Below are 23,730 nucleotides of genomic sequence, written 5' to 3' on the forward strand. Positions count from 1 at the left end.
GTGATTGCGTTGCGCTACTATAGGGTAACCCGACTTTTAATGAAACCACACAACGTGTGTCAGAACTATAGGTAAGTTTATTTCATGGCGATTGCACTTGAGCTTGAGCAACTTAAAAAAACCTATCCGGGCGGCGTCCAGGCGCTGCGCGGGATAGATCTCAAAGTAGAAGCCGGTGATTTCTATGCGCTTCTGGGACCTAACGGGGCAGGTAAATCCACCACCATCGGTATCATCAGCTCGCTGGTGAACAAATCCTCCGGCCGGGTGAGCGTGTTTGGCTATGACCTGGAGAAAGATGTGGTCAACGCCAAACGCCAGCTGGGGCTGGTGCCGCAGGAGTTTAACTTCAATCCGTTTGAGACCGTACAACAGATTGTGGTGAACCAGGCGGGTTACTACGGCGTGGAGCGCAAAGAGGCGGTCGCGCGCAGCGAAAAGTATCTTAAGCAGCTCGATCTGTGGGAGAAACGCAACGAACGTGCGCGGATGTTGTCCGGCGGCATGAAGCGTCGTCTGATGATTGCCCGCGCCCTGATGCACGAGCCAAAGCTGCTGATCCTCGATGAGCCCACCGCCGGGGTGGATATCGAGCTTCGCCGCTCAATGTGGAGCTTTTTGAAGGATTTAAACGACAAAGGCACCACCATTATCCTCACCACCCACTATCTGGAAGAGGCTGAGATGCTCTGTCGCAATATTGGCATCATTCAGCACGGCGAGCTGGTGGAAAACACCTCAATGAAAGATCTGCTCTCCAAGCTGAAGTCAGAGACGTTCATTCTCGACCTGGCGGCAAAAAGTCCGCTGCCGAAGCTGGTCGGCTATCAGTACCGTCTGGTGGATACCTCCACGCTTGAAGTGGAAGTGCTGCGCGAGCAGGGGATCAACAGCGTCTTCAGCCAGCTGAGCGAGCAGGGGATTCAGGTATTAAGTATGCGTAACAAAGCAAACCGACTGGAAGAGCTCTTCGTCTCGCTGGTCCATGAGAAACAAGGAGATCGCGCATGATGCAGCTTTACTGGGTGGCGCTGAAAAGTATCTGGGCCAAAGAGATCAACCGTTTCATGCGTATCTGGATCCAGACCCTGGTTCCGCCGGTGATCACCATGACCCTCTACTTTATTATCTTCGGCAACCTGATTGGCTCGCGCATCGGCGAGATGCACGGCTTTACCTATATGCAGTTTATTGTGCCGGGCCTGATCATGATGGCGGTCATCACCAACGCCTACGCCAACGTGGCGTCGTCGTTCTTCAGCGCCAAGTTCCAGCGCAACATTGAAGAGCTGCTGGTGGCGCCGGTGCCTACCCACGTCATCATCGCCGGTTACGTCGGGGGCGGGGTCGCGCGCGGCCTTTGCGTCGGCATTCTGGTCACCGCCGTTTCGCTGTTCTTTGTGCCATTCCAGGTGCACTCCTGGCTGTTTGTCGGCCTGACGCTGCTGCTGACGGCGATACTGTTCTCTCTGGCGGGGCTGCTGAACGCGGTATTCGCCAAAACCTTTGACGATATCAGCCTGATCCCGACCTTCGTCCTGACGCCGCTCACCTACCTCGGTGGGGTCTTCTACTCCCTGACGCTGCTGCCGCCGTTCTGGCAGGGGCTGTCACACCTGAACCCTATCGTCTATATGATCAGCGGCTTCCGCTTTGGTTTCCTCGGCATTTCCGATGTGCCACTGGTGACAACCGTTGGCGTGCTGGTGATCTTTATCGTTGCCTTCTATCTGCTGTGCTGGAATCTGATCCAGCGCGGACGCGGGCTGCGTAGCTAACCATCAGGCCCGGCGGCGTTCTGTTGCCGGGCCGCTTTATTGACCACCGTCACCCCCATACCTTATCTCTCCCGCTACACTACCCCTTTCTGATGAGAGGTGACGATGCTGGGTTGGGTAATAACGTGCCATGAAGAACACGCGCAGCTGATGGCGGATCGGCTTGCCGCTCGCTTTGGGCCGCTGGAGCAATGCCAGGTGGTCAATTTCTGGCGCGGCTTAAGCTGCAATATGCTCAGCCGTATGTTGTGTGATGCCCAGCATCATGCCGACAGCGGTGACGGGGTGATCTTTCTGACCGACATCTCCGGCGCTGCGCCGTATCGCGCAGCCGCCCTGCTCAGCCATAAGCATGAGAATTGCGAAGTGATCTCCGGGATAAGCTATCCGCTGCTGGAGATGATGTACCCCCTGCGTGAAACGACCGACAGCGTCAGCTTTCGTAACACCATCGTGGCCCACGGCGCGCCGGACGTCAGCAGCCTGTGGCACCAGCAGCAGAAAAACCCGCCCTTCGTTCTGCTGCATGGACCGGAGAAATATTAAACATTGGTATTACCGGTGCTTTTGCTACAATGTCGTCCGATTTTCGTACTGAATAATTCTCTATGTTCTCGCGTATTTTTCTTCTGCTTCTTCTGCTGGTTTCCGGCGGCGCTTCTGCCAGTCTGCTAAGCCCGCAAGGGGCTCCGGCCCGTTATATGCAAACCACCGAAGATGCCACCATCTGGGCGCAGGTAGGTAACCGCGTCGTGACCGTCGGCAATGTGCGCGCCGGGCAGATCATCGCCGTTTCTCCCACCCCGGCAGATTACTATGAGTTCCGGTTTGGCTTTGGCACCGGTTTTATCGACAAAGGGCATCTGGGCGAAGTGCAGGGCAAACAGCGGGTGGAGGATAGCCTGGGCGATCTGAATAAGCCTCTCAGCAACCAGAATTTAATTACGTGGAAGGATACGCCGATCTACAACGCGCCCAGCGCCGGTAGCGCCCCGTTCGGTACGCTGGCAGATAATCTGCGCTATCCGATCCTCAATAAACTCAAGGATCGCCTGAATCAGACCTGGTATCAGATCCGCATCGCTAACCGTCTGGCCTGGGTCAGCAGCCTGGATGCGCAGGAAGATAATGGCCTGCCGGTGCTCACTTATCACCATATCCTGCGCGATGAAGAGAACACCCGTTTCCGCCATACCTCAACCACCACCAGCGTACGTGCCTTCAATAACCAGATGACCTGGCTGCGCGACCAGGGCTATACCACGCTGACCCTGTATCAGCTCGAAGGTTATGTGCGTAACAAAATGAACCTGCCCGCCAGGGCAGTGGTGATCACCTTTGACGACGGCCTGAAATCGGTCAGCCGCTACGCCTGGCCAATCCTCAGGCAGTACGGCTTTCACGCCACGGCCTTTATTATCTCGTCGCGCATCAAAGCGCATCCGCAGAAGTGGGATCCAAAGACGCTGCAGTTTATGAGCATTTCCGAGCTGCGGGAGATCCAGGATGTTTTTGACGTGCAGTCGCACACCCATTTCCTGCACCGGGTGGACAATAACCGCCATCCGATCCTGCTCAGCCGCAGTTACCACAACATCGTGATGGATTTCAAACACTCCCGCCGCGCGCTGGCGCAGTTTAACCCGCACGTGCTCTATCTTTCGTACCCCTTTGGCGGTTACAACGATAATGCGGTAAAAGCGGCGAATGACGCCGGTTTTCATCTGGCGGTGACGACGGTAAAAGGCAAGGTAAAGCCGGGAGATAATCCGTTCTTGTTAAAGCGTTTGTACGTTCTCAGAACGGATTCTTTAGAGACCATGTCGCGGCTGATCAGCAATCAGCCGCAGGGGTAGCATCAGGCAACCTGAACGGGGATCGCTTTCGCGGTGCGTTTCATGTCGTTGTCGCCTTCGAAATAGGCCACTTTCGGCTGCCAGCGGCGGGCTTCCTCGTCGGACATCATAACGAAGCTGGCGATGATGACGATATCGCCCACGTTGGCACAGTGCGCGGCCGCACCGTTCACGGAGATGATTTTAGAACCTCGTTCAGCCGCGATAGCATAGGTTGAGAAACGATTGCCGTTACTCACGTTCCAGATATCAATGGCTTCGTTTTCAAGAATACCCGCCGCGTCGAGAAAATCCTGATCGATCGCGCAGGAGCCTTCATAGTGCAGATCGGCCTGAGTGACCTTCACACGGTGAAGCTTACCTTGCAACATTTTGCGAATCATGATGTTACCTTTACTCTTCTTCGTAACCCACTTGCCCGCAAGTGGGAAGGGAAACTAATCCATTAGCTATCTATCAGCTCAGTGATTACTGAGCCAGTTCAACGACACTGTTGTCGATCAGGCGCGCCTGACCGAGCCATGCAGCAACCAGGATCACCGCGCGTTTGCTGGTGGCAGAGAGCTCCAGCAGCGTATCGGCATCGCGGATCTGAATATCATCAGCCCGGAAGCCTTTGTCATTCAGCTCCTGTTCGGCAATGGCGATAATCTCTTCACTACTCAGCGCCTTCTGTTGCAGCTTTTCAACCATCGCGCTCATCACCTTATACAGACCCGGCGCGATTTTACGCTGGTCAGCGGTGAGGTAGCCGTTGCGGGAGCTCAGCGCCAGGCCATCTTTGGCACGCACGATCGGTACGCCAACGATGTCGATGTCGTAGCCCATGTCGGCTACCATCTTGCGGATCAGCGCCAGTTGCTGGAAATCTTTCTCGCCGAAACAGGCGATATCCGGCTGCACAAGGTTAAACAGCTTGCTGACGATGGTAGAAACACCGCGGAAATGACCCGGACGGCTGGCGCCTTCCAGCATGGTGGAGATACCCGGTACGTCCACATAGGTCGTCTCTTCCGTACCCTTAGGATAGACATCATTCGGTGCCGGGGCGAAGACGAAATCGACCTGATGCTTTTTCAGCTTCTCGCAATCTTCCTGCAGCGTGCGCGGGTAGCGGGCCAGGTCGTCGGCACGGTCAAATTGCATCGGGTTAACGAAAATGCTCACCACTACCACATCGGCACGGGCTTTGGCTTCGTCCACCAGCTTCATGTGGCCGTCATGCAGGTTGCCCATGGTGGGAACCAGCGCGATACGTTTACCTTCCTGGCGCAGGCGACGAATATGCTGGCGCAGCAGCGGCAGGGTTTCAATGATTAGCACAACAAGACTCCTTACTGGAAACTGTGTTCTTCACCCGGGTAAACACCCGATTCAACGTCGGCAATATACTGCCTGACTGCGCCGCGCATGTCGCCTGCGTCGATAAGGAAATTCTTCGCAAATTTTGGGATATGCCCGCCGGTAATGCCAAATGCATCGTGCATCACCAGAATTTGTCCGTCGGTGACGTTACCGGCGCCAATGCCGATCACCGGAATAGAAAGCGCCTCGGTAATGCGTTTCGCCAGCGACACCGGCACGCACTCCAGCACCAGCAGCTGTGCCCCTGCGGCTTCTAACGCCTGCGCATCATCAAAAAGGGTCTGGGCAGCGTCACCGCGGCCCTGCACCTTATAGCCACCGAAGATATTGACCGACTGCGGGGTTAACCCCAGATGGCCGCATACCGGCACCGCGCGCTCGGTGAGCATGCGTACGGTCTCAACCAGCCAGGCGCCGCCTTCCACTTTGACCATGTTGGCACCGGCGCGCATCACCGTGGCGGCATTTTCAAACGCCTGCTCCGGTGTGGCGTAGGCCATAAACGGGAGATCGGCGAGCAGCAGAGAAGCTGGGGCTCCGCGGCGAACCGCCCGGGTATGATAAGCAATATCTTCTACCGTTACCGGCAGAGTGGAGTCATGTCCCTGGACCGTCATCCCTAACGAGTCGCCGACCAGCATGACGTTAATGCCCTCTTCGGCAAAGAGTTTGGCGAAGCTGTAGTCATAGGCGGTAATGGTGGCGAAGCGCTGCTTGTCCTGTTTGCATTTCTGCAGGGTAGCGATGGTGGTTGGTTTCATACTGTTTCCTGATAGCCCAAAGCGAATCTTTGCGCATTCTAACAGTAACATTCGGGGGAACAATGATTTTACGTAACCGATTAACCATAAATATTTCATGGTTAATCAACGGAAATTTACTGTTACCAGTGAGCTGGTTTTTCGGCGTTAAGCTGCGTCAGCAGGGCGCTCAGACTTTCGCCATCGGGGAAGATCAGGTCGGGGGCAATTTCAAACAGCGGCCAGAGCATAAAGCCGCGGCGTTTCATGTCGTAATGCGGCACGGTCAGGCGTTCGGTGTTAATCACCGCATCACCAAACAACATGATATCCAAATCGAGGGTGCGCGGTCCCCAGCGCTCTTCTTTACGCACGCGCCCCTGCTGCAGCTCAATGCGCTGGGTGTTGTCCAGCAGCGCGTCGGCGCTAAGGGCGGTTTCCAGCGCAATGGCGGCGTTGAGGTAGTCGGGCTGATCCTGCGGGCCCAGCGGGGGCGTGCGATAGAAAGAGGAGAGGGCGACAACGCGGCTCTGCGGAATGTCGCCCAGCGCCTGGACGGCAGCATTGACCTGCTCCAGCGGAGAGGCCAGATTACTGCCGATGGCGATATAGGCCAGCGTCATGCGGCCCCTTCGCGGCGTGGAGCACGCTTACGTGGACGACGATGGCGGCGACGCGGCGCCGGCTCTTCATCGAGACCGGTCAGCATGTCCTTCTGCGCCGGTGGCGCAGAAACCTGGAACTCACCCCACCACTGCACCAGCGCCTGCAGCTCGCGGTTGTTCTCCGCTTCGGCACGCAGGGCCATCAGATCGTAAGCCGCACGGAATTTTGGATGCTCCATTAACTTCCATGCGCGTTTACCCTGACGACGGGACATCCGCAGCTGAAGCTGCCAGATATCACGCACCAGCGTGGTGATGCGTTTCGGGATCGCCAGCGAACGGCAGGCTTCATCCAGCACATCGTTAGCGGCCAGGGCGAAGGCATCGTAGTAGGCCAGACCGCTCTCCTGAGCAATCTTCTGTGCTGTTTCCAGCAGCGGATACCAGAACATCGCCGCAAAAAGGAATGCCGGGTTAACGCGCATATCGTTCTGAATGCGGTTATCGGTATTCTTCAACACCTGGTCGATGATACGTTCCATCGCGCTATCACCTTTTTCAGTGAAGTTGCGCGTAATGGTCGGGAACAGGGGCTGGAACAGGCTGTATTCGCGCAGCAGCTGATAGGTGGCAAAACCGTGGCCAGCCTGCAGCAGCTTCAGCGCCTCTTCAAACAGACGCGCCGGGGGTACATCGTTGATCAGCGTCGCCAGGCGCGGGATCGGCTCGGCGGTTTCCGGGCTGATGTGCATACCCAGCTTGGCGGCAAAACGCACGGCACGCAGCATCCGCACCGGATCTTCGCGGTAGCGGGTTTCCGGGTTGCCGATCAGGCGAATCAGACCCGCTTTCAGGTCCGGCACCCCACCCACGAAATCGCGGACGGTAAAGTCAGCCACGCTGTAATAAAGGCTGTTGATAGTGAAATCGCGACGCTGGGCATCTTCTTCGATAGAACCGAAGATATTGTCACGCAGCAGCATACCGTTCTGGCCGCGCTGGGAAGTGGTGCGATCGGTTGGCGTGCCTTCGTGATGACCACGGAAGGTGGCCACTTCGATGATCTCCGGCCCAAACATCACGTGAGCAAGACGGAAGCGGCGGCCAACCAGACGGCAGTTGCGGAATAATTTACGCACCTGCTCAGGCGTGGCGCTGGTGGTCACGTCAAAATCTTTCGGCTTTTTGCCCAGCAACAGGTCACGCACCCCGCCACCAACGAGATACGCCTCATAGCCAGCTTTATTCAGGCGATAAAGCACCTTAAGGGCGTTTTCACTGATATCTTTGCGGGAAATAGCATGCTGTTCGCGCGGAATAACCGACATCGTATTTTGAACAATGACGTCATCCGCCATGCTCTCATCGCGGCTCAGCACCTTACGGCAAAAATTAGCGACTCGGGTAAAAATAGTACACCTCGGTAGTGTGTGTTTCAGAATTCAGGACAAAAAATAGCGGCTAATCATAGCTCAGCGAGACGCATTTGAGAATGCTGGATTTTCGGCACGCGAATGAGCGACCAGTTGGCCACCGCTTTTTCCAGCAATTCTTCGGTGCGCAGATCCTGCCACTCATTTGTTACATCCTGGTTTAGAAATTGTAAAGCATTGATAAGAACAGGGCGAGGATCGCCGGTTGGTAATGCGGGGGCATGATTCTGTTTCGAGAGTTTCATCCCTTTTTCATTCACCACCAGCGGCAGGTGAATGTAGTCCGGAACCGGCCAGCCAAACAGCCGGTAGAGTGAAATCTGCCGGACGGTAGGTTCAATCAGGTCGGCCCCGCGCACAATTTCGCTTACGCCCTGGAAATGGTCATCCACCACCACCGCCAGGTTATAAGCAAACAGCCCGTCCCGCCGATGGATAATGAAATCCTCGCCCGCCAGGCGCGCATCGGCGTGGAGCTCACCCTGTAACCGGTCAGTAAAGCAGGTGACGGGATGCTGTTGCATCACGCGCACCGCCGCATTTTCCGGGCCGTGATGCAGGGTGCGGCAGTGGCCGTCATAGACGCCGCCGACGCGCTGAATGCGGGCGCGGGTGCAGGTGCAGTAATAGGAAAGGCCTTGGGCGTGCAGCCAGGCCAGGCGTTCCCGGTAGGCCTCGTGGCGTTGGGATTGCCAGAGAACGTCGCCGTCCCAGTGCAGGCCGTAATGTTCCAGCTGTCGCAGAATGGACTCTGCTGCACCGGGAACTTCACGCGGAGGGTCGATATCTTCAATCCGCACGCGCCAGATACCCTGTCGGGCACGGGCTTGCAGATAGCTGCCAAGGGCGGCAATAAGCGAGCCGAAATGCAGTTCGCCAGAGGGGGATGGCGCGAAGCGCCCAATATAGTCAGCAGGCATAATTACACGGCGCAGAAAGTAATCAGGCGGGAGAGAACTCCCGCCTGTGGTAGCGTCATAACAGGGCTGGCATTAACCGGCCATCTGTTTTTCGCGGATTTCTGCCAGCGTTTTACAGTCGATGCACAGGTCGGCTGTCGGACGGGCTTCCAGACGACGAATGCCGATTTCGACACCGCAGGACTCGCAGAAGCCGAAATCTTCGTCTTCGACTTTTTTCAGCGTTTTCTCAATCTTTTTGATCAGCTTGCGCTCGCGGTCACGGTTACGCAGTTCGAGGCTGAACTCTTCTTCCTGGGCGGCACGGTCTACCGGATCCGGGAAGTTAGCCGCTTCGTCCTGCATATGTGTAACGGTGCGATCGACTTCATCCCGGAGTTGATTACGCCATGCTTCAAGGATTCGCTTGAAGTGTGATAGCTGGGCTTCATTCATATACTCTTCGCCCGGCTTCTCTTGATACGGCTCCACCCCAGCGATGGCGAGAATACTCAGGGACGATGTTTTACGGTTTTGCCCTTCTTGCATGTTGCTTCTCCTTAACACGCACTATCGATCCCCGTGTTGGGGGAAAAATCAGGCCGCTATAAATAGCAGATGCTTTTCCGTAAGGCAATTATCTAAACGTAACACTTGACAAGCCTGTGAGGAAAAGCGTATTTGCGCACACGACCAGAATACTTATTAGCCAACGCTCAACCCCTTTCATAACGTGGCGGGGAGAGCGGATCTCAGAGTGATATTATCGGCAGAAAGTTCAGCTTTATACACCAAAACCTCTACCCCCTGCTTTTGTGCCTCATTCAACAGTTGCGCGTACTTAAGGTCAATATGGCGGGCGGGTGAAAATCGCCCAATTGCGCTGTGCAATACCGCAAATAACAGCACGGCGCGTTTGCCCGCCGCCGCTACACTCATAAGCTCCCGGAGGTGCTTCTGCCCTCGCAGCGTCACCGCATCCGGGAAATAACCGTTATCTTTCTCAGCTAACGTCACTGATTTCACTTCAATATAGCACTCGGGGCGATCGTCTGCCTGCAACATAAAGTCGATTCTGCTGCTTTCGCTGCCATATTTTACTTCGCTTTTTAGCGTGTTATAGCCGCGCAGTTCCGGAATAAAATCCAGACTAATCGCCTCTTTGACCAGCTGGTTCGCTCGCAGCGTATTGACGCAAATATATTCTCCGTCCGCGGTCTGGGTTATTTCCCAGGTGTGAGGATATTTACGTTTGATATTACTGGAGGTGGAGTACCAGACGGTATCCCCCGGCGTGGCGCAGCCGGTCATCGCCCCGGTATTGGGGCAGTGCAGCGTCAGGGTTTCACCGTTAGGCGTTACCACGTCGGCAAGAAAACGTTTATAGCGTTGTACCAGCGTGGCGGGTTGTAGGGCAGGGGTAAACTGCATGCGAATTCCTTGTTATTCGGTAAGCGTCCAGCGCTGGAGCGGCGTGTAGCGCGTGCGCCCGCCTGCGAAACGGCTTTCGTAGAGGACAAAATCTTTCACCGCAAACGACCAGTGAAAACCCGGTGGCGGAATGGCGACAGCGTGGCTGGCATCGCGCAGCAGGGTGATATGCGGATGAAACGGCTGGGGGCTTTGATAGCAGCCGCTGCGCGCCGCCTGGGCCCGCAACATGTTGGCCAGCTGTAATAACCCCCGCGGCGGCTGGCGGGTACCCAGCCAGACGACGCGGGAGCGCAGCCACTGTCCGGCATCGTCCAGCGTCAGGGTAGACTTCGGCTGACGGATGCGTCCGGCCATTGCCGCCAGCGCCTGCTGTTTCTCAGGGCTGACATCCCCTAAAAACGCCAGCGTCAGGTGCAGGTTGCCGCCCGCCACCGGACGGCCCGCTTCCGGCGCAAAGTGGTCGGCGCGCCAGCGGACGATCTGCCGCTGGAGCGGGGCAGGCATTTCAATGGCAAAAAACAACCTTTTTGACTCGGGCATACGGCGCACTCGGTAATGAATTGTGGCGATGCTACAATGTACGCCGTGTAAAGTTAACCCTCTGGAGCCATTCGTGTCCTTGTTGCCGGTCGCCGTTGTCCTTCCCGATCTCCTTCACGCCTTACAACATGCCCCCCAGGTGCTGCTGAACGCGCCAACCGGTGCGGGCAAATCAACCTGGCTGCCGCTGCAAATTCTGGCGCAGGGGGGAATCAACGGCAAAATCATCCTGCTCGAACCGCGCAGGCTCGCGGCCCGCAACGTGGCGCAGCGTCTGGCGGAGCTACTGGGGGAAAAGCCCGGCGAGACGGTCGGCTACCGGATGCGCGCCGAGACCTGCGTCGGAGCTAATACCCGGCTGGAGGTGGTCACCGAGGGGATCCTCACCCGGATGCTGCAGCAGGATCCCGAGCTTAACGGCGTAGGGCTGGTGATCCTTGATGAGTTTCACGAGCGCAGCCTGCAGGCAGATCTGGCGCTGGCACTGCTGCTGGATGTCCAGCAGGGACTGCGGGACGATCTCAAACTGCTGATCATGTCCGCGACCCTGGACAACGAGCGGCTCCAGCGCCTGCTGCCGGAGGCACCCACCATTGTGTCTGAGGGCCGGACGTTTCCGGTGGAGCGGCGCTATCAGTCGCTCTCCACCCAGCTGCGTTTCGACGAAGCGGTGGCGGTCGCCACCGCCGAGCTGCTGCGCCAGGAGCCGGGCTCGCTGCTGCTGTTCTTACCCGGCGTGATTGAGATCCAGCGGGTACAGGAGCAGCTGTCACGTCGCGTAAGTGATGACGTGGTGCTCTGCCCGCTGTATGGCGCGCTGCCGCTGGCCGAGCAGCGTAAAGCGATCCTGCCAGCCCCGCCAGGGCAGCGCAAAGTGGTGCTGGCGACCAATATTGCCGAAACCAGCCTGACCATCGAGGGCATCAGGCTGGTGGTGGACTCCGCCCAGGAGCGGGTGGCGAATTTCGACCCGCGCACCGGCCTGACCCGCCTGCTGACCCAGCGCGTGAGCCAGGCTTCCATGACCCAGCGCGCCGGGCGCGCCGGGCGACTGGAGCCGGGTATCTGCCTGCATCTTACGCCGTTTGAGCAGGCAGAACGCGCCGCGGCGCAGGGCACGCCCGAAATTATGCAAAGCGATCTCAGCGGCCTGCTGATGGAACTGTTGCAGTGGGGCTGCCGGGAGCCCTCACAATTAAACTGGCTGGATCTGCCGCCTGCGACTAACCTTGCGGCGGCCCGGCGCTTATTAACGCAGCTTGGGGCGCTGGCGGGAGAACAACTCACCGCCTTTGGTCAGAAGATGGCGACGTCTGGCAACGATCCGCGGCTGGCGGCCATGCTGGCCAGCGCGACGGATGACGACGATATTGCGACGGCGGCAAAGCTGGCCGCTATCCTTGAACAGCCGCCGCGTGGCGCCAGTAGCGATCTGGCTCAGGCCTTCTCCCGTAATCAGCCGGAGTGGCAGCAGCGTGCCCGGCAGTTGAGTGCGCGCCTGAACAGCCGGGGCGGGGCGCCGGAGAGCGACCGGGTACCCGTGCTGCTGGCGAAGGCGTTTCCCGACCGGATCGCCCGCCGCCGTGGGCTTGATGGACGCTATCAACTGGCAAATGGCATGGGCGCGATGCTACAGAGCGACGACGCCATGACCCGCCACGAGTGGCTGATTGCCCCGCTACTGTTGCAGGGCAGCCAGTCGCCGGATGCCCGTATTCTGCAGGCCATAGCTGTGGATATTGATACTCTGATCGCCGCTTCTCCGGGCCTGGTGGAACAGTCTGACACCGTGGAGTGGGATGAAGCGCAGGGCACGCTGAAGGCGCTGCGGCGTTCGCAGATTGGCCGCCTGACGGTGAGCGTTAAGCCGCTGGCAAAGCCCTCGGAAGAGGAGCTGCATCAGGCGATGCTTAACGGCATCCGCGATAAAGGGCTCAGCGTGCTGAACTGGACCCCGGAGGCGGAGCAGTACCGGCTTCGCCTGCACTGCGCGGCGCAGTGGCTGCCGGAGTACGCGTGGCCCGCGGTAGACGAAGCCTCGCTGCTGGCAAATCTGGAAAACTGGTTACTGCCGCAAATGAGTGGCGTACACTCCCTGCGCGCGCTAAAAGCGCTGGATGTTAAGGCGGCATTACAGAACTTAACCGACTGGTCGTTACGCCAACGTCTGGATACCGAGCTTCCAGGGCATTACACTGTGCCCACCGGCAGCCGGATAGCCATTCGTTATCATGAAGATAATCCTCCGGCGCTGGCGGTACGCATGCAGGAGATGTTTGGCGAGGCGACCACGCCTGCCATTGCGCAGGGGCGGGTGCCGCTGGTGCTGGAGCTGTTGTCACCGGCCCAGCGTCCGCTGCAGATCACCCGGGATTTGGGTGCATTCTGGGCTGGCAGCTACCGCGAGGTGCAAAAAGAGATGAAAGGGCGTTATCCCAAACATGTCTGGCCGGACGACCCGGCAAATACCGCGCCGACCCGGCGCACGAAGAAGTATTCGTAGCGCCACCCGGCAATACCCTCTGAGAGGGTAAATTTGAGAGATTTCTTCTTCCTCCATCAGGGGGAAGACCAGAGAATCGGGCCTTTGCGCCTGATAGTTGCGGAGAGAAAGCATGGCGGGGAATGACCGCGAGCCAATTGGACGTAAAGGAAGACCTGCCCGTCCGGCAAAAGAAAAGGCAGGCCGTCGACGCCTCAGAGATGAAGAGTACGACGATGTTGATAATGAGTATGACGATGACGCACCTGCGCCACGTAAAGGAAAAGGCAAAAAAGGTAAACCTCGTGGCAAGCGCGGCTGGTTCTGGCTGCTGCTGAAGCTGTTTATTGTTTTCCTCATCCTGCTGGCGATCTATGGCGTCTATCTGGATCAAAAGATCCGCAGCCGCATTGACGGCAAAGTCTGGCAGCTGCCGGCGGCGGTCTATGGCCGGATGGTTAACCTTGAGCCGGATATGTCCATCAGCAAGAACGAGATGGTCAAGCTGCTGGAGGCGACCCAGTACCGCCAGGTGACGAAGATGACCCGTCCCGGCGAGTTTACGGTGCAGGCGAAAAGCATTGAGATGATCCGCCGTCCGTTTGACTTCCCGGACAGTAAAGAGGGGCAGGTGCGCGCGCGTCTGACCTTCGATGGCGATCATCTGGAAACCATTGAGAACATGGAGAACAACCGTCAGTTCGGTTTCTTCCGTCTCGATCCGCGGCTGATCACCATGCTCTCCTCGCCAAACGGCGAGCAGCGCCTGTTTGTGGCGCGTAATGGCTTCCCGGATCTGCTGGTGGATACCCTGCTGGCGACCGAGGACCGTCACTTCTATGAGCACGATGGCGTCAGCCTCTACTCCATTGGTCGTGCGGTGCTGGCGAACCTGACCGCAGGACGCACGGTGCAGGGGGCAAGTACCCTGACCCAGCAGCTGGTGAAGAACCTGTTCCTCTCCAGCGAACGCTCCTACTGGCGTAAGGCCAACGAAGCCTACATGGCCGTGCTGATGGATGCGCGCTACAGCAAAGACCGCATTCTTGAGCTCTATATGAACGAGGTCTATCTCGGTCAGAGCGGCGACAATGAAATTCGCGGCTTCCCGCTGGCGAGCCTCTACTACTTTGGCCGTCCGGTGGAAGAGCTGAGCCTCGACCAGCAGGCGTTGCTGGTGGGCATGGTTAAGGGTGCCTCCATCTACAACCCGTGGCGTAACCCGAAACTGGCTCTGGAGCGGCGTAATCTGGTGCTGCGTCTGCTGCAACAGCAGCAGGTGATCGACCAGGAACTGTATGACATGCTCAGCGCACGTCCGTTAGGCGTACAGCCGCGCGGTGGCGTCATCTCCCCGCAGCCTGCATTTATGCAGATGGTGCGTCAGGAGCTGCAGGCCAAACTGGGCGATAAAGTTAAAGATCTCTCCGGCGTGAAGATCTTCACCACCTTTGACTCCGTGGCGCAGGATGCCGCAGAGAAGGCGGCGGTAGAAGGCATTCCGGCGCTGAAAAAACAGCGCAAGCTGAACGATCTGGAGACCGCGATGGTGGTGGTCGATCGCACCACCGGCGAAGTGCGGGCGATGGTCGGCGGGGCAGAGCCGCAGTTTGCGGGCTATAACCGCGCCATGCAGGCACGCCGTTCGATCGGCTCTCTGGCTAAACCGGCGACCTATCTCACCGCTTTGAGCCAGCCGAACCAGTATCGTCTCAACACCTGGATCGCCGATGCCCCGATTGCCCTGCGCCAGCCGAATGGCCAGGTCTGGTCGCCGCAGAACGACGATAAGCAGTACAGCGGCCAGGTGATGCTGGTGGACGCCCTGACGCGTTCCATGAACGTGCCGACGGTTAACCTCGGGATGGCGCTTGGCCTGCCAGCAGTCACCGATACCTGGCTAAAACTGGGCGTGCCAAAAGATCAGCTGCATCCGGTTCCGGCCATGCTGCTGGGGGCCCTGAACCTGACGCCAATTGAAGTGGCGCAGGCGTTCCAGACCATCGCCAGCGGCGGGAACCGTGCTCCGCTCTCTGCGCTGCGTTCAGTGATTGCCGAAGACGGCACCCCGCTGTACCAGAGCTTCCCGCAGGCGGAGCGTGCCGTACCGGCGCAGGCTGCCTATATGACCCTCTGGACCATGCAGCAGGTTGTGCAGCGCGGTACCGGGCGTCAGCTGGGGGCGAAGTACCCTGGCCTGCATCTGGCGGGTAAAACCGGGACCACCAATAACAACGTCGACACCTGGTTTGCGGGTATCGACGGACGTGAAGTGGTGATCACCTGGGTAGGGCGCGATAACAACCAGCCAACCAAGCTGTATGGTGCCAGCGGGGCGATGTCTATCTACCAGCGCTATCTGGCTAACCAGTCGCCGGTGCCGTTAACCCTGACGCCACCGGAAGATATCGTCGATATGGGCGTGGATGAGTCGGGCAACTTTGTGTGTGGCGGCGGTATGCGCCGTGTGCCGGTCTGGACCAGCAACCCGGACTCCCTGTGTCAGCAGGCTGCCCCGGAACCATCGGGTAATCCGTTTGACCAGTCTTCTCAGCCGCAGTCGCAGCCGCAACAACAGCAGCCGCAGCAGCCCGAGAAGAAGGAGAGCGACGGTGTCGCGGGCTGGATCAAGGATATGTTCGGCGGTTAACTCACCACTATTCCCTCTCCTGCGGGAGAGGGAATTTTCACCTCAATTAAACATCCCTCCAACACTCAAACCTTCATTTATTAACCCTCTATTTTCCATTGTTTAATTCTTATACCCTCATTTCCTGTAGGGGCGCATATCACTTGCTATGCCGTGAATGTTTCGCATAATATGCTGCGGTCATAATAATAATTCTCGTTTACGTTATCATTCACGCTTTCATCAGAGATATACCAATGGCGCTTTCAAAAACTGCTCAGCCAATGCAATCTTCACTGCGTAAAATCGCAGTTGTTGTAGCCACAGCGGTTAGCGGCATGTCTGCTTACGCTCACGCTGCCGAAACCCCTAAAAAAGAAGAAACCATCACCGTCACCGCAGCGCCTGCTCCGCAGGAGAGCGCCTGGGGACCGGCGGCGACCATTGCGGCACGCCAGTCCGCTACCGGCACCAAGACGGATACCTCCATTGAGAAGGTGCCGCAGTCGATTTCCGTGGTGACCGCGGAAGAGATGGCGCTGCACCAGCCGCGCTCGGTGAAAGAAGCACTGAGCTATACGCCAGGGGTGGCAGTCGGTACGCGTGGCGCGTCCAATACTTACGATTACCTGATTATTCGTGGCTTTGCTGCCGATGGCCAAAGCCAGAACAACTACCTCGACGGCATGAAGATGCAGGGCAACTTCTATAACGACGCGGTAATTGACCCTTATATGATCGAGCGCGCGGAAGTGATGCGCGGCCCGACCTCCGTTCTCTACGGCAAAAGCAGCCCGGGTGGTTTGCTGAATATGGTCAGCAAGCGTCCACTGACCGAGCCGCTGAAAGAGGTGCAGTTTAAGGTCGGGACGGATAGTCTGTTCCAGACCGGGTTTGACTTCAGCGATGCGCTGGACGACGACGGGGTGTACTCTTATCGCCTGACCGGTCTGGCGCGTTCTAACAACGCCCAGCAGGAGCGTGCGGAAGAGCAGCGTTACACCATTGCGCCATCCTTCTCCTGGCGTCCGTCTGATAAAACCAACTTCACCTTCCTCTCCTATTTCCAGAACGAACCGGAGACCGGTTACTACGGTTGGTTGCCGAAAGAGGGCACGGTTGATCCATTGCCAAACGGCGATCGCCTGCCGACCGACTTCAACGAAGGGGCGAAAAACAATACCTACTCCCGTAACCAGAAGATGGTCGGGTATAGCTTCGATCACGAATTCAACGACACCTTCACCGTGCGTCAGAACCTGCGTTTTGCCGAGAATAAAACCTCGCAGAACAGCGTCTATGGTTACGGCGTCTGCTCCGATGCGGCGAACAGTGGCAACGCCCTCTGTAACGCGTTATCACCTGCGGACAAAGGCCATTACCTGGCGCGTAAATATGTGGTTGACGATGAGAAGCTGCAAAACTTCACCGTTGATACCCAGCTGCAGAGCAAATTCGCCACCGGCGACGTTGACCATATCCTCCTGACCGGCGTTGACTATATGCGCATGCGTAACGACATCAACGCCTGGTTCGGCTATGACGCTTCCGTTCCGCTGCTGGATCTCTACAACCCGGTGTACAGCGATTTCGATTTCGGCTCGAAAAACCCGGACAACTCCGGCCCGTATCAGCTTCTGAACAAACAGCAGCAGACCGGTCTCTACGTGCAGGATCAAGCGCAGTGGAATAAGGTGCTGGTCACCCTGGGGGGCCGTTACGACTGGGCAGAGCAGGATTCGTTTAACCGCGTCGCGGGCACCACCGCATCACGTGATGACAATCAGTTCACCTGGCGCGGCGGGGTGAACTACCTGTTTGATAATGGCGTCACCCCGTACTTCAGCTACAGCGAATCTTTCGAGCCCTCTTCCCAGACCGACGCGCAAGGCAAGCCGTTTGCGCCTTCTAAAGGCAAGCAGTACGAAGTGGGCGTGAAGTACGTGCCGAGCGATCGTCCGATCGTTCTGACCGGTGCCCTGTATCAACTGACCAAAACCAACAACCTGATGGCCGATCCTGCGGGCTCGTTCTTCTCGGTTGAAGGCGGCGAGATCCGCGCCCGCGGCGTGGAGATCGAAGCCAAAGCAGCGCTGTCTGCCAGCGTGAACGTGGTGGGGTCTTACACCTACACCGACGTGGAGTACACCACCGACACCAACTACAAAGGCAACACCCCGGCGCAGGTGCCTGAGCATATGGCTTCCCTGTGGGGGGATTACACCTTCTATGATGGCGCGCTCTCTGGCCTGACCCTGGGCACCGGCGGTCGCTTCTCCAGCTCCAGCTATGGCGATCCGGCGAACTCCTTTAAGGTGGGCAGTTACGCAGTGATGGATGCGCTGGTGCGCTACGATCTGGCGCGCTTTGGCATGGCGGGCTCGAACGTGGCGCTGCACGTGAACAACCTGCTGGATCGTGAATACGTCGCCAGCTGCTTCAACACCTATGGCTGCTTCTGGGGAGCAGAACGCCAGGTTGTTGCGACTGCGACCTTCCGCTTCTAACCTTTAAATTTGGGCACGTTTTTCGTGCCCTTTTCTTTACTTAAGTTGGCTGACATGCAGGAAAACAACCCGCAATCCGATACCACTTTTGCGCTCGATGGCGTCTCCTTTCGCGTTCCCGGACGCACGCTGCTGCATCCCCTTTCGCTGACCTTCCCCGCAGGCCAGGTGACCGGCCTTATCGGCCATAACGGCTCTGGCAAATCCACCTTACTGAAAATGCTCGGCCGCCATCAGCCGCCGTCTGAGGGCGATATCCTGCTCGACGGCCAGCCGCTGGAGAGCTGGAACAGCAAAGCCTTTGCCCGCAAGGTGGCCTATCTGCCGCAGCAACTGCCGCAGGCGGAAGGGATGACCGTCCGCGAGCTGGTGGCGATCGGCCGTTATCCGTGGCATGGCGCGCTGGGGCGTTTTGGCGTGGCCGACCGCGAGAAAGTGGAAGAGGCGATTGCGCTGGTGGGGTTAAAACCGCTGGCCCATCGTCTGGTGGATAGCCTCTCCGGCGGCGAGCGCCAGCGCGCCTGGATCGCCATGCTGGTGGCGCAGGATAGCCGTTGTTTACTGCTGGATGAGCCGACATCGGCCCTCGATATCGCCCATCAGGTGGATGTGCTGGCGCTGGTGCATCGCTTAAGCCAGCAGCGCGGGCTGACGGTGATTGCGGTGCTGCACGACATCAACATGGCGGCGCGTTACTGCGATTACCTGGTGGCGCTGCGCGGCGGGGAGATGATCGCTCAGGGCACGCCTGCCGAGCTGATGCGTAGCGAGACGCTGGAAAACATTTACGGCATTCCTATGGGTATTCTGCCGCATCCTGCGGGAGCGGCACCGGTGAGCTTTGTCTACTGATGCCTGATTTTATGATTAGCCGTCGCCGCCTGCTGACGGCCATGGCCCTCTCGCCGCTGCTGTGGAAAATGAACACGGCGCAGGCTGCCGCTATCGATCCGCAGCGCATTGTGGCCCTGGAGTGGCTCCCCGTTGAGCTCCTGCTGGCGCTCGGCGTGACCCCTTACGGCGTGGCCGATATTCCTAACTACACCCTGTGGGTGAACGAGCCCCGGCTGCCAGAGTCGGTTATCGACATTGGCCTGCGTACCGAGCCCAACCTCGAACTGCTCACCCAGATGAAACCCTCGTACCTGGTCTGGTCGGCCGGGTATGGCCCGTCAGAAGAGAAGCTGGCGCGCATTGCGCCGGGGCGGGGTTTTGCCTTTAGCGACGGGAAAAAACCGCTGACCAATGCCCGGAAATCGTTAACCGAGATGGCGCAGCTTCTGAATCTGGAGAGTGCGGCCCGCCAGCATCTCGACCATTTCGACAGCGTGATTGACAGCTATAAACCGCGCTTCGCCGGTCGTGGAGATCGTCCGCTGCTGATGGTGACGCTGCTCGATGCCCGTCATATGCTGGTGTTTGGCAATAACTGCCTGTTCCAGGAAGTGCTGGATCGCTATGGGATTAAAAACGCCTGGGAAGGGGAGATGACCTTCTGGGGGAGTACCGCCGTGGGGATCGACCGTCTGGCGGCGTTTAAGGATGTGGATGTGCTCTGCTTCGATCACGGCAATGAACGGGAAATGCAGACCCTAATGGCGACGCCGCTGTGGCAGGCGATGCCGTTTGTCCGCCAGCAGCGCGTGAAGCGCGTTCCCGCGGTGTGGTTCTACGGCGCGACGCTGTCGGCGATGCACTTTGCCCGCGTGCTGGATAGCGCCCTGGGAGGCCAGGCATGAGGTCACGGATTGCCCTTTTCCCGGCGCTGTTTATGGCGCTGCTGCTGGCCGTTGCGCTGGGCTTAACCTGGTGGAACCTGAGCATTGCGCTGCCGCGCAGCGAGTGGGGCAGCGCGCTGGCCGCCCCGGATATCGACAATATTCAACAGATGCTGTTCCACTACAGCCTGCTGCCGCGGCTGGCGATCTCGCTGCTGGTGGGGGCAGGGCTCGGGCTGGTGGGCGTACTGTTCCAGCAGGTGCTGCGTAACCCGCTCGCCGAGCCAACCACTCTGGGGGTGGCGACCGGCGCCCAGCTGGGGATGACCATCATCACCCTGTGGGCGCTACCGGGCGTACTGGCGGCGCAGTTCGCCGCGCTGGTGGGCGCTTGCGTCGTCGGGGCGATTGTCTTTGGCGTGGCCTGGGGTAAACGCCTCTCGCCGGTCACGCTGATCCTGGCAGGCCTGGTGGTGAGCCTTTACTGCGGCGCGGTTAACCAACTGCTGGTGATTTTCCATCACGACCAGCTGCAAAGCATGTTCCTCTGGAGTACCGGGACGCTGACGCAAACCGACTGGAGCATCGTCCAGCGCCTCTGGCCGCAGCTGCTCGCCGGCGTGGTGCTGACTCTGCTGCTGCTGCGCCCGCTTACCCTGATGGGGCTGGATGATGGCGTGGCGCGTAACCTCGGGCTGGCGCTCTCCCTGGCGCGTCTGGCAGCGCTGACGCTGGCGATTGTTATCAGTGCTCTGCTGGTGAATGCCGTGGGCATCATCGGCTTTATCGGACTGTTCGCGCCGCTGCTGGCGAAAATGCTGGGGGCGCGGCGCTTGCTCTCCCGACTGATACTGGCCCCGCTGATTGGGGCGCTGATCCTCTGGCTCTCTGACCAGGTGATCCTCTGGCTGACGCGGGTATGGATGGAGGTCTCCACCGGTTCTGTAACCGCCCTGATCGGCGCGCCGCTGCTGCTGTGGCTGCTGCCGCGTCTGCGCAGCATGAGCGCCCCGGCGATGAACGCGGGCGATAAAGTGCAGGCCGAGCGCCACCACGTGGTGTGGTTTGCCCTGGCAGGCGGCGCGGTACTGCTGCTGGCGGTGATAGCGGCGATGGCGTTTGGCCGGGATGCGCAGGGATGGCACTGGGCGAGCGGAGCGATGCTTGACGAACTGTTGCCGTGGCGCGCGCCGCGTATTTTTGCCGCCCTGATGGCCGGGGTGATGCTGGCGGTGGCGGGTTGCATTATTCAGCGCCTTACCGGTAACCCGATGGCGAGCCCGGAAGTGCTGGGGATCAGCTCCGGTGCGGCGTTCGGCGTGGTGCTGATGCTCTTCTTTGTACCGGGTAATGCCTTCGGCTGGCTGATGCCTGCGGGTAGCCTTGGTGCCGCAGCGACGCTGCTGATTATCCTGGTCTCTGCCGGGCGCGGCGGCTTCTCGCCGCACCGGATGCTGCTGGCGGGGATGGCGCTGAGTACCGCCTTCACCATGCTGCTGATGATGCTGCAGGCCAGCGGCGATCCGCGTATGGCGCAGATCCTGACCTGGATTTCCGGCTCAACCTATAATGCGACGACCGAACAGGTTATGAGCACCGGGATAGCAATGCTCCTCCTGCTGGCGCTGGTGCCGCTCTGCCGTCGCTGGCTGACGGTGCTGCCGCTGGGTGGCGACACGGCCCGTTCGGTGGGCATGGCGTTGAACCGCTCGCGAATCGGCCTGCTGCTGCTGGCGGCAGCGCTGACGGCGACGGCGACCCTGACGATTGGCCCGCTGAGTTTTATCGGGCTGATGGCGCCGCACATCGCGCGGATGATGGGCTTCCGTCGGACGATGCCGCACATTGTGATGTCGGCGTTAATCGGAGGGATACTGCTGGTGTTCGCCGACTGGTGCGGCCGGATGGTGCTGTTCCCGTATCAGATCCCGGCGGGGCTGCTCTCCACTTTTATCGGTGCGCCGTACTTTATCTATCTGCTGCGCAAGCAGAGCCGGTAAAAAAATGCCGGGTGGCGGCTTCGCCTTACCCGGCCTACGGTTTGAGGGTTTTGAAGGCCGGGTAAGCGTTAGCGCCACCCGGCAAACAACATCATCAGAGCTTCGCAAACACCCGGCGCGCCGCCTCGATGGTTTTGTTGATGTCCTCTTCGCTGTGCGCAACCGACATAAAGCCCGCCTCAAACGCCGACGGCGCCAGGTAAACGCCCTCGTCCAGCATCAGATGGAAGAAGCGCTTGAAGCGCTCAACGTCGCACTGCACCACATCCTGATAGCAGGTGACGGTTTTAGCCGTGGTGAAGAAGAGGCCGAACATGCCGCCCACGTGGTTTACCACCAGCGGAATACCCGCATCTTCCGCCGCGTCCAGCAGACCGTTTGCCAGCTGGGTAGTGCGATCGGTCAGGGTGGTGTGGATCCCCGGCTGGGCCACTTCGGTCAGACAGGCGAAACCGGCGGCCATGGCAATTGGGTTCCCGGAGAGGGTGCCCGCCTGGTAGACCGGACCGGTTGGGGCCAGCGCATCCATCACCTCTTTGCGACCGCCGAAGGCGCCCACCGGCATGCCGCCGCCGATGATTTTGCCCAGACAGGTGAGATCCGGCACCACGTCGTAATAAGACTGGGCGCCCGCCAGCGCCACGCGGAAGCCGGTCATCACTTCGTCGATAATCAGCAGCGCGCCGAACTCGTCACACAGCGCACGCAGGCCCTGCAGGAAGCCCGGCTGCGGTGGAATGCAGTTCATGTTGCCCGCCACCGGCTCAACGATGATGCAGGCGATCTCCTGAGGATACTGTTCAAAGGCGGCACGCACCGAATCGAGATCGTTATAGGTACAGGTCAGGGTGTGCTTCGCGAAATCCGCCGGCACGCCCGGAGAGTTCGGCTGGCCGAGGGTCAGGGCGCCGGAACCGGCTTTCACCAGCAGACAGTCGGCATGACCGTGGTAGCAGCCTTCAAATTTGATAATTTTGTCACGGCCGGTAAAACCACGGGCCAGACGGATGGCGCTCATGGTCGCTTCGGTACCGGAGTTCACCATGCGCACCATATCCATGGTCGGGACCAGTTCAGTCACCAGCTCCGCCATTTTGACTTCCATCTCGGTTGGCGCGCCGAAACTCAAACCGCGCTCCGCCGCTTCGATGACCGCGTTACGGATAGCCGGGTGGTTATGTCCCAGTACCATCGGGCCCCATGAGCCGACATAGTCGATATAGGCTTTGCCATCCACATCATACAGATAGGCGCCATCGGCACGTTCAATAAACAGCGGTGTACCGCCCACGCCGGTAAAGGCGCGGACCGGGGAGTTAACACCGCCAGGGATTAGCTCGCGGGCAGCGCTGTAAAGCGTTTCAGACTTACTCATGGCGTGATTCCTGGCTCGTATAAAATGGTTAAGCGCACTATTCTAAGTGATTCGTGGAAGGTTATGAAATTTTTACCCTGGTAATGCATTAACAATTGTTAAGCAATTTTCAGGAGACGGCTGGACGGTCTCTGGTAAAATCCCTGCGGCGATTTGTATGACGAAAACTAACAGGCAATGAAATCAGACTCCCCCTCATTTGAAGAACAACAATTTGCGCGCGCGCAATACCGTATCAGCATCCGTCGGCTGCTCAACCGCGACAAGACGCCGCTGGCAATTTTGCTGGGCGCAGCCGTTGTCGGCACGCTGGCAGGGCTGGTGGGCGTCGCGTTCGAAAGGGCCGTCAATGGCGTACTGAACTGGCGT

The 23,730-nt window shown here is 58.7% G+C and carries 20 protein-coding genes and 1 pseudogene; 11 read left to right on the forward strand and 10 right to left on the reverse strand.

All coding sequences use genetic code 11. The features are described 5' to 3' along the window. Positions 1–84: 84 nt before the first annotated feature. The 4 genes from WFM46_RS01800 (at position 85) to WFM46_RS01815 (ending at position 3,634) form a co-directional block, all read left to right on the forward strand. On the forward strand, positions 85–1,011 hold the full coding sequence (locus WFM46_RS01800) for an ABC transporter ATP-binding protein (RefSeq protein WP_103178306.1): 927 nt from the start codon (positions 85–87) through the stop codon (positions 1,009–1,011). Further along, entirely contained in the window at positions 1,008–1,778 is a 771-nt protein-coding gene (locus WFM46_RS01805; protein ID WP_103178307.1) for an ABC transporter permease, read from the forward strand. The genes WFM46_RS01800 and WFM46_RS01805 overlap by 4 nt, the downstream gene beginning before the upstream one ends. Positions 1,779–1,883: 105 nt before the next feature. Then, on the forward strand, positions 1,884–2,324 hold the full coding sequence (locus tag WFM46_RS01810) for a PTS sugar transporter subunit IIA (RefSeq protein WP_156653922.1): 441 nt from the start codon (positions 1,884–1,886) through the stop codon (positions 2,322–2,324). Positions 2,325–2,386: 62 nt separating this feature from the next. Then, the gene (locus WFM46_RS01815) at positions 2,387–3,634 is read left to right on the forward strand and encodes a polysaccharide deacetylase family protein (protein ID WP_103178309.1); all 1,248 of its coding nucleotides are present in this window, start codon (positions 2,387–2,389) and stop codon (positions 3,632–3,634) included. A gap of 2 nt (positions 3,635–3,636) precedes the next feature. Here the strand turns inward: WFM46_RS01815 and panD are convergent, their stop codons facing one another. The 9 genes from panD to thpR form a co-directional block, all read right to left on the reverse strand. Continuing rightward, positions 3,637–4,017: an aspartate 1-decarboxylase gene (panD, locus tag WFM46_RS01820; RefSeq protein WP_032616579.1), complete on the reverse strand. Its 381-nt coding sequence runs from the start codon at positions 4,015–4,017 to the stop codon at positions 3,637–3,639. An 85-nt stretch (positions 4,018–4,102) separates the two neighbouring features. Continuing rightward, a complete protein-coding gene (gene panC / locus WFM46_RS01825; RefSeq protein WP_103823278.1) occupies positions 4,103–4,957 on the reverse strand; it encodes a pantoate--beta-alanine ligase in 855 nt (284 codons plus the stop codon). A gap of 11 nt (positions 4,958–4,968) precedes the next feature. Next, positions 4,969–5,760, reverse strand: coding sequence for a 3-methyl-2-oxobutanoate hydroxymethyltransferase (panB, locus tag WFM46_RS01830; RefSeq protein ID WP_103178311.1), 792 nt, complete (start codon positions 5,758–5,760; stop codon positions 4,969–4,971). A 122-nt stretch (positions 5,761–5,882) separates the two neighbouring features. Then, positions 5,883–6,362 (reverse strand): 2-amino-4-hydroxy-6-hydroxymethyldihydropteridine diphosphokinase, encoded by a 480-nt coding sequence (gene folK, locus WFM46_RS01835; protein WP_156653924.1) that lies wholly within the window; start codon positions 6,360–6,362, stop codon positions 5,883–5,885. Beyond that, positions 6,359–7,756 (reverse strand): polynucleotide adenylyltransferase PcnB, encoded by a 1,398-nt coding sequence (gene pcnB, locus WFM46_RS01840; RefSeq protein WP_210405546.1) that lies wholly within the window; start codon positions 7,754–7,756, stop codon positions 6,359–6,361. The genes folK and pcnB overlap by 4 nt, the downstream gene beginning before the upstream one ends. A 53-nt stretch (positions 7,757–7,809) precedes the next feature. Further along, a complete protein-coding gene (gluQRS, locus tag WFM46_RS01845; protein ID WP_336996959.1) occupies positions 7,810–8,697 on the reverse strand; it encodes a tRNA glutamyl-Q(34) synthetase GluQRS in 888 nt (295 codons plus the stop codon). A gap of 72 nt (positions 8,698–8,769) precedes the next feature. Then, complete coding sequence (dksA, locus tag WFM46_RS01850; RefSeq protein WP_012016093.1) at positions 8,770–9,225, reverse strand: RNA polymerase-binding protein DksA; 456 nt, start codon at positions 9,223–9,225, stop codon at positions 8,770–8,772. Positions 9,226–9,402: 177 nt separating this feature from the next. Then, a complete protein-coding gene (sfsA, locus tag WFM46_RS01855; protein WP_103178315.1) occupies positions 9,403–10,107 on the reverse strand; it encodes a DNA/RNA nuclease SfsA in 705 nt (234 codons plus the stop codon). Between the two features lie 12 nt (positions 10,108–10,119). Then, on the reverse strand, positions 10,120–10,650 hold the full coding sequence (thpR, locus tag WFM46_RS01860; RefSeq protein ID WP_336996960.1) for an RNA 2',3'-cyclic phosphodiesterase: 531 nt from the start codon (positions 10,648–10,650) through the stop codon (positions 10,120–10,122). A gap of 73 nt (positions 10,651–10,723) precedes the next feature. Here thpR and hrpB point away from each other — a divergent pair, with 73 nt between their 5' ends. The 6 genes from hrpB (at position 10,724) to fhuB (ending at position 21,986) form a co-directional block, all read left to right on the forward strand. After that, the gene (hrpB, locus tag WFM46_RS01865; protein WP_336996961.1) at positions 10,724–13,153 is read left to right on the forward strand and encodes an ATP-dependent helicase HrpB; all 2,430 of its coding nucleotides are present in this window, start codon (positions 10,724–10,726) and stop codon (positions 13,151–13,153) included. A 112-nt stretch (positions 13,154–13,265) separates the two neighbouring features. Further along, the gene (mrcB, locus tag WFM46_RS01870; RefSeq protein WP_159339971.1) at positions 13,266–15,782 is read left to right on the forward strand and encodes a bifunctional glycosyl transferase/transpeptidase; all 2,517 of its coding nucleotides are present in this window, start codon (positions 13,266–13,268) and stop codon (positions 15,780–15,782) included. A gap of 236 nt (positions 15,783–16,018) precedes the next feature. Next, a complete protein-coding gene (fhuA, locus tag WFM46_RS01875; RefSeq protein ID WP_336996962.1) occupies positions 16,019–18,268 on the forward strand; it encodes a ferrichrome porin FhuA in 2,250 nt (749 codons plus the stop codon). 54 nt (positions 18,269–18,322) lie between these two features. Then, positions 18,323–19,120: a Fe3+-hydroxamate ABC transporter ATP-binding protein FhuC gene (gene fhuC / locus WFM46_RS01880; protein ID WP_103823288.1), complete on the forward strand. Its 798-nt coding sequence runs from the start codon at positions 18,323–18,325 to the stop codon at positions 19,118–19,120. Continuing rightward, positions 19,120–20,007, forward strand: coding sequence for a Fe(3+)-hydroxamate ABC transporter substrate-binding protein FhuD (gene fhuD / locus WFM46_RS01885; protein WP_442913437.1), 888 nt, complete (start codon positions 19,120–19,122; stop codon positions 20,005–20,007). The genes fhuC and fhuD overlap by 1 nt, the downstream gene beginning before the upstream one ends. After that, positions 20,004–21,986 (forward strand): Fe(3+)-hydroxamate ABC transporter permease FhuB, encoded by a 1,983-nt coding sequence (gene fhuB, locus WFM46_RS01890; protein WP_159339970.1) that lies wholly within the window; start codon positions 20,004–20,006, stop codon positions 21,984–21,986. Before fhuD ends, fhuB begins: the two co-directional genes overlap by 4 nt. 94 nt (positions 21,987–22,080) lie before the next feature. Here fhuB and hemL read toward each other — a convergent pair whose 3' ends face one another. After that, positions 22,081–23,361 carry a glutamate-1-semialdehyde 2,1-aminomutase gene (gene hemL / locus WFM46_RS01895; protein ID WP_180210901.1) on the reverse strand — a complete coding sequence of 427 codons (1,281 nt, stop codon included), beginning with the start codon at positions 23,359–23,361 and terminating at the stop codon, positions 22,081–22,083. Positions 23,362–23,538: 177 nt separating this feature from the next. Between hemL and WFM46_RS01900 the strand changes: the two are divergent. Next, positions 23,539–23,730: pseudogene (locus WFM46_RS01900) on the forward strand (H(+)/Cl(-) exchange transporter ClcA); the annotation flags it as partial.

Origin of the sequence: Leclercia sp. M50 (genome assembly GCF_037150775.1) — a bacterium.
Classification (GTDB): domain Bacteria; phylum Pseudomonadota; class Gammaproteobacteria; order Enterobacterales; family Enterobacteriaceae; genus Enterobacter.